We start from the raw sequence: 6,004 nt of genomic DNA, 5'->3' as shown, positions 1-6,004 counted from the left end.
AGATCGCTTCTCTCTACTTGTTGTGTGGTAACTCAATTAGAGGACAAGCGGTCTTCTTTTGTCAAACCGTTTTTCGGGGTTATCCTATTACTTACTTTTCCCTCCCGAGGAATACTTTACACTAAGCCCCTTTAATTATGAGATTATTCTAATTAAAGGCTAAAGCTAATGAATGCGCTTTATATAATAGGAAGTCGGATGACCGTTTCACAGGTGAAATCCAAAAAAATTTCGATACTTGCAAATCAAGAGAATGATCGCCCCACCCTATCTTCACAAAAAATTCACAATTAACGCGCATTATGAATACTGTATGTGCAACGATTTGATTGTAGCGATCAAATTCTCAGCACAAAAATCACGTTGAATGGGTCCAGCCTCAATGGCTTGGCCTATGTTTTTTTGGAAAGGAAGGTCACAATGGACGAAGCACAACGTCAAAAGTCGCCGTGGCGGCGCAACCTTACGATTTTATGGGGATGTACCTTTGTGGCAGGGATCGCCTTTTCAGAGATCATGCCATTCATGTCGCTGTATGTCGGCGAATTAGGCGACTTTTCCAAAGCCGAAGTGTCCTTTTACTCAGGCTTAGTGTATGCGGCGACTTTCTTAGTCACAGCCATCGTCAGCCCGATGTGGGGTGCATTGGCGGATAAAAAAGGCCGCAAGATCATGTTGATTCGGGCAGCTTTTGGGATGGCCATCGCCATGTTTTGTATGGGGTTGGTCACCAATGTTTGGGAATTGATCGCATTGCGCGCCTTGCAAGGTTTGTTTTCCGGCTATATTTCAAACGCGCAAGCTTTGATCGCCAGTCAAACGCCGCGTTCCAATGCCGGCAAAGCGTTAGGCACCTTGGTCACTGGGTCAACTTCAGGCATGTTGATGGGGCCGATTTTAGGCGGCGCGCTGGCGCAATTCTTCTCGATTCGCGATACTTTCTTCATTACCAGTGCGCTCCTGTTGATCACTGGGTTGATGTCAGCGTTTTTCGTGAAAGAAAGTTTCGTGCCGATCCCACCGCGTCCCAAATCCGCGCATCAAAAAGGCTTACTACGCGGATTGCTTTCGCAGTTCGCTAATCCCAAGTTGATCATCGTGTTGCTGTTTTCCACGCTGTTCGTGCAGCTGGGCAACGCCTCGATCGCTCCGATCGTGTCACTGTATGTCAAAGAATTGATGCATGGCCGCGGCGCCTTTGCGTTGGTGGCTGGGATCATCGCGGCGCTACCTGGGATCTCAAACATTATCGCGGCGCCACGCTTAGGCGAATATGGTGATCGGCATGGCAGCGGCAAAGTCTTGATCGGCGGCTACTTATTTGCGGTATTGGTATACTTACCTCAAGGCTTTGTGCCTGGGGTCATCACCTTGGGGATCTTACGGTTATTAGTCGGGATCTCGGATGGGGCATTGTTCCCTACGATCCAAACCTTGCTGACGAAAAACTCGCCGACGACCGCCACTTCAGCGATTTTTTCTTGGAACCAGTCTTTTCAAGCCTTGGGCAACATGTTTGGTGCCTTGCTTGGCGGGACTTTGGCCGGTGTATTCGACTACAATGTCGTTTTCATCGCCACGGCTTGCTTGTTATTGATCAACTTCTTGATTTTGTGGTTCACCGAGCCGCAATTGCGTGCTGGCAGAGCATAAATAAAAGTCAGGCTGAGAGCCTGACTTTTTGTTTGCGTACATGACAATTTTGTTCGTTGTTTCCTTTGGCATTCCGATCTATATTTGACTTGGGGAAGCAAGATCAAAGGAGCAGCGAAATGAAATATCGATATGGGGTTGGGGCCTTGGGCATCGGGTTGGTAGGCGTGATCCTTTGGGCCATCAGCAAGCCTAGCGTGGCGTCTTGGGTGGTGTGCGCCGCCTTGGTGGTGCTGGCGTTGATCGCGTGGCGCTATGGCCAAAAGCGCCAGCGCGACTGGCAAAAACAAGCCACGATCATGTGGACGTATGCCGAGCAGCTCGGCTACACCGCCAAGGACCTGCAGCGCTTAGCTGGCAAATATGGCGAAGCAGACTGGCAAAACACGCATCCAGAAAATATGCAATTTTACCCTAGCCAACCCGTCATGGCTGCGGTGATCCACCAACTGAAGCTGGCATGCAACGCGCAGGAAATGGCCCAAAAGCATGTGCCGTTGCGCTGAACGCCACGAAAAAATGCTCCCGTCAATGGATGACGAGAGCATTTTTGATTATAAGCGGGTGATGCCGATGCGTTTAGGATCAGTGGCTTTGTCGACATAAGGCGTGTCGATCTGCCCTAGCGTCACGCCGCAAACTGGCTTGAAGCCCTCAGGCAAATGCAACTGGGCGATGACGGATGGCGTTTGGTTGATCGCCGCTACTGCCCCCCAAATGTAGCAAAATCCGACCCCTTCATCAACGGCGGTCAACGCCATGTTGTGGGCAATGATCGCGGCGCTGGAAAAGTCCGCATTCCGCTCGCCCGCGGCTGAAACCAAAACAAATGTTGGCGCACCGTAAAGCATTTTACCGCCATGGCGATGAAATGAACTAGCGGCGGCTTCTTCAATGGCGGACAAAAGCTTGGGGTCGTCGATCACGGTTAGATGATACTGATCAAACTGCCCCATCGCCACTGGCGCCAATTCGGCGGCGTGCAAGATCGCGTCGAGTTGAGCGTCGGTGACTTTAGCGCCAGTGTAGGCACGTTGGGCATGTCGCAGTGATAACACTTTAGATAATTCCATATCGATACCTTCTTATTACAAAATAGTTTGATCCAACGCCTTTAGTTTACCATGTTTTGCCGTGACAGGGTCGCTGGGTGATGATAAGCTTAACGGGTAAAAATGGGAGGAATTCATATGAGCATTTTAACCGATACATTCACCTTAAATAATGGCGTCAAGATCCCGCAAGTGGGCTTTGGCACCTGGCAGATTCCTGATGGCGACGTGGCTTACCGCGCAGTCAGTGAGGCGCTGGAAGCCGGCTATCGGCACATCGACACTGCGCTAGTTTACGGCAATGAGCGCTCAGTGGGCCGCGCGATCAACCAATCTGGCATCCCCCGCTCAGAAATTTTCGTCACCACCAAGCTACCGGCTGAAACCAAAGATCGCATTGGCGTCGAGGATGCGTTCAAACGGTCACTGGACCACTTGGATATGCCGTATGTCGACTTGTATTTGATCCATGCGCCTTGGCCATGGTCCATGCCAGGCGTGCGCCAGGACAAACAAAACTTAGTCGCTTGGGACACCATGCAACGCTTTTACGCGGATCACCAAGCACGCGCGATCGGCGTGTCGAATTTCGACGACCATGATCTGGCCAACTTGCTTGATCACGGCGACTTCAAACCCGCCGTCGATCAGATCCAATATTACATCGGTGCCACTGAGCCGATCAACGCTGGCTTTGCGCAAAAACACGATATTTTGGTGGAAGCTTATTCCCCACTGGCTACCGGCGGCTTGTTAGACAACGCCGACTTGCGACCGATTGCTGAGCGCTACGGCGTTTCCGTGCCTCAACTGGCCTTGCGCTTCGTTTTGCAAAATGGTGTGTTGCCGCTGCCTAAAGCGACCAGCGCCGCGCATATCCAAGCCAACACCCAGCTGGATTTTGAGATCTCCGATGCGGACATGCAAACGCTGAATGCCATGCCTGACTTTTCACCAGCTGGCAGACATAACCAAACACAACGCTAAATCGCAAACGCGCCGCAACCCGAGATGGGTTGCGGCGCGTTTTGGTACGGTTTTGAGACAAAATAAACCTAAAGTGCCCTACGATCATTATGCCTATGTTTAACAATTGTAAGGCACTTCAACTTCTGTGCAGGGAGTTTGACAGTCTTTATTCGTTAAACCAATGCCAGCCGTCTTTAACGGGCTGCGGCGCCGTGTGTCAGCACGGCGTTTTCCCGCACCTAAATACTACCATGATATCTTGGTTAGCACAATCTTTTCAAGAGAAATAGTTATCATTATAGAAGAAAACAATAATATTCGTGATGTGAAAGAAACACATTCAAACTATAATAGTTTAGTCACTAGGATATAAGTGTCTTTTCATGCAACGTGTGTTCTGTCATGATACCATGTTTTGAGCAGAAAGTTGAAAACGGTTGGTAAATCTGATCCTTGCGAGGTGGTGCCTATGCACTTTAAACAAACTCTCGAGGAAGGAGGTACCTTTTTGTGAGCGTTGCTGATGCGCTAATGCTCATGCTGGCGTTTGGCGGGTTCGTCCTGACATTCGTTGGTGTGGTCATTGTCCGATTCAAGCAATCGTCGGCAATCAAAAAGACCGTCAATAAACTTCTGTGCAGGGAGTTTGACAGTCTTTATTCGTTAAACCAATGCCAGCCGTCTTTAACGGTCTGCGGCGTCGTGTGAAAGCACGGCGTTTTTCTATATCCAAATTCTACCATGACTTGTCAGACGGTTCAACAGCCACTTTCAAACGCGGCAAATATTGGCGAAACTCAAAAACGCCTGACAACCAACAACTGGCAGTCAGGCGTTCATCTTACTTGGTCAACACAGTCACAGATTCGATCGAGGTGGTTTGCGGGAACATATCCACCGGCTGGTTGGACTTGGCGGAGTAGCCAAATTCTTGCAAGGCGGCGATATCACGCGCCAAAGTGGCAGGGTTGCAGGACACATAAACCACTTTGTCAGGCAACATTTTACCGACTGCGGCAGTGAATTCTGGCGCCAAGCCTTTGCGTGGTGGATCGACCATCAACACGTCAGCGTGCAAGCCTTCTTCGGCCCACTTGGTCATCACGTCTTCAGCTTTGCCGACGACGAATTCGGCGTTTTTGATCGAATTCAGCGAGGCGTTGACTTTGGCGTCATGCACTGCTTCTGGCACGACTTCCACGCCTAATACGCGCTTGGCGTGCTTGGCCATGGACAATGAGATCGTCCCGATACCAGAATACGCATCGATCACCGTTTCGTTGCCTGTCAACCCAGCGGCATCGATAGCTTGTTGATACAAGACTTCAGTTTGTTGCGGGTTGACTTGGTAAAAGGACAACGGGCTGATGCGGAAAGTGCTCCCTAACAACTTGTCTTCCAAGTAGTCATGGCCAAACAAGGTGCGTGTTTTTTTGCCTAAAATGACGTTGGTTTTGCGGTTGTTTAAGTTCAGCATCAAACTGGACAATTCTGGCAAGGCTTTGGTCAAACCAGCGACGATTTCTTCCAAATGATCGATGGCCCAAGTGTTTGACACCAACACGATCATCAATTGATGAGAGAAATACCCGCGGCGCACCACGATATGGCGGATCACGCCAGAATTATCTTGTTCGTTGTAAGCGGGGATCTTGTACTCGCGCAATAAGTCCCGTACCACCAGCACTGCTTTGTCGATTTCTGGGTCTTGAATGTAGAAATCTTCCAGTGGCAACAGCTCATGGCTACGACGCTTGTAAAAGCCAGTCGTCAATACGCCATTGACCATGCGCACTGGAATTTGGGCTTTGTTGCGGTAGCCATAAGGTTGGGCCATGCCAAGCGTTGGTTTGACTTCAATATCAAGCTTGGCCTTTTGGAATAAGGTTTCCACTTGGTGTTGCTTGAATTTCAGTTGGGCCGGGTAAGCCAAATGCTGCAACGGCGCAATGCCAGTTTGAGCATAAGCTTTGGCTTTTGGCGCCACGCGATCTTTTGACGCTTCAAGCAATTCGGTCATACGCGCAAAGGCGTATTTTTTGTCGGCTTTGGTGATGTGAGCGACGACTTTTTCGCCAGGTAACGCGCCGTCGACAAACAGCGGATAGCCGTCAACTTTGGCGACTCCCATGCCTTCATAAGTCAGGTCTTCGATGGTAACAGTCAATTCTTGATTCTTTACTACAGGCGTTTTAGCCAAATTCGATTCTCCTTATATCACTGAGCAATTGTTGCGTACACTTGACCATACCTTATTTTGCGCTGAAACACAACTGTCACGACACCAAGTTGTGGGCAACTTCCCTGCGCGCAAAAAAGGCCTCCGATAA

Annotated in this window: 6 protein-coding genes; 4 read left to right on the top strand and 2 right to left on the bottom strand. The window is 49.8% G+C overall.

The genetic code is table 11. The features are described 5' to 3' along the window. Window positions 1–420 precede the first annotated feature (420 nt). Window positions 421–1,653: an MFS transporter gene (locus tag ACKTSG_RS09515; protein ID WP_407894182.1), complete on the top strand. Its 1,233-nt coding sequence runs from the start codon at window positions 421–423 to the stop codon at window positions 1,651–1,653. Between the two features lie 119 nt (window positions 1,654–1,772). Beyond that, complete coding sequence (locus ACKTSG_RS09510; RefSeq protein WP_407894180.1) at window positions 1,773–2,159, top strand: hypothetical protein; 387 nt, start codon at window positions 1,773–1,775, stop codon at window positions 2,157–2,159. Window positions 2,160–2,207: 48 nt separating this feature from the next. Here the strand turns inward: ACKTSG_RS09510 and ACKTSG_RS09505 are convergent, their stop codons facing one another. Continuing rightward, window positions 2,208–2,726, bottom strand: coding sequence for a nitroreductase family protein (locus ACKTSG_RS09505; protein ID WP_407894178.1), 519 nt, complete (start codon window positions 2,724–2,726; stop codon window positions 2,208–2,210). A 117-nt stretch (window positions 2,727–2,843) separates the two neighbouring features. On the opposite strand from ACKTSG_RS09505, the gene ACKTSG_RS09500 reads away from it, so the two are divergent. Together ACKTSG_RS09500 and ACKTSG_RS09495 are read left to right on the top strand one after the other, a co-directional pair. Continuing rightward, window positions 2,844–3,692, top strand: a complete 849-nt coding sequence (locus ACKTSG_RS09500) for an aldo/keto reductase (RefSeq protein WP_407894176.1) — start codon at window positions 2,844–2,846, stop codon at window positions 3,690–3,692. 492 nt (window positions 3,693–4,184) lie between these two features. Then, on the top strand, window positions 4,185–4,382 hold the full coding sequence (locus ACKTSG_RS09495) for a putative holin-like toxin (RefSeq protein ID WP_407894174.1): 198 nt from the start codon (window positions 4,185–4,187) through the stop codon (window positions 4,380–4,382). A gap of 133 nt (window positions 4,383–4,515) precedes the next feature. Here the strand turns inward: ACKTSG_RS09495 and rlmD are convergent, their stop codons facing one another. Continuing rightward, window positions 4,516–5,874 (bottom strand): 23S rRNA (uracil(1939)-C(5))-methyltransferase RlmD, encoded by a 1,359-nt coding sequence (rlmD, locus tag ACKTSG_RS09490; protein ID WP_407894173.1) that lies wholly within the window; start codon window positions 5,872–5,874, stop codon window positions 4,516–4,518. Between the last annotated feature and the right edge of the window lie 130 nt (window positions 5,875–6,004).

The organism is Lacticaseibacillus salsurae (assembly GCF_045862175.1).
Classification (GTDB): domain Bacteria; phylum Bacillota; class Bacilli; order Lactobacillales; family Lactobacillaceae; genus Lacticaseibacillus; species Lacticaseibacillus salsurae.
This window is presented reverse-complemented; position numbering and strand designations above follow the sequence as displayed.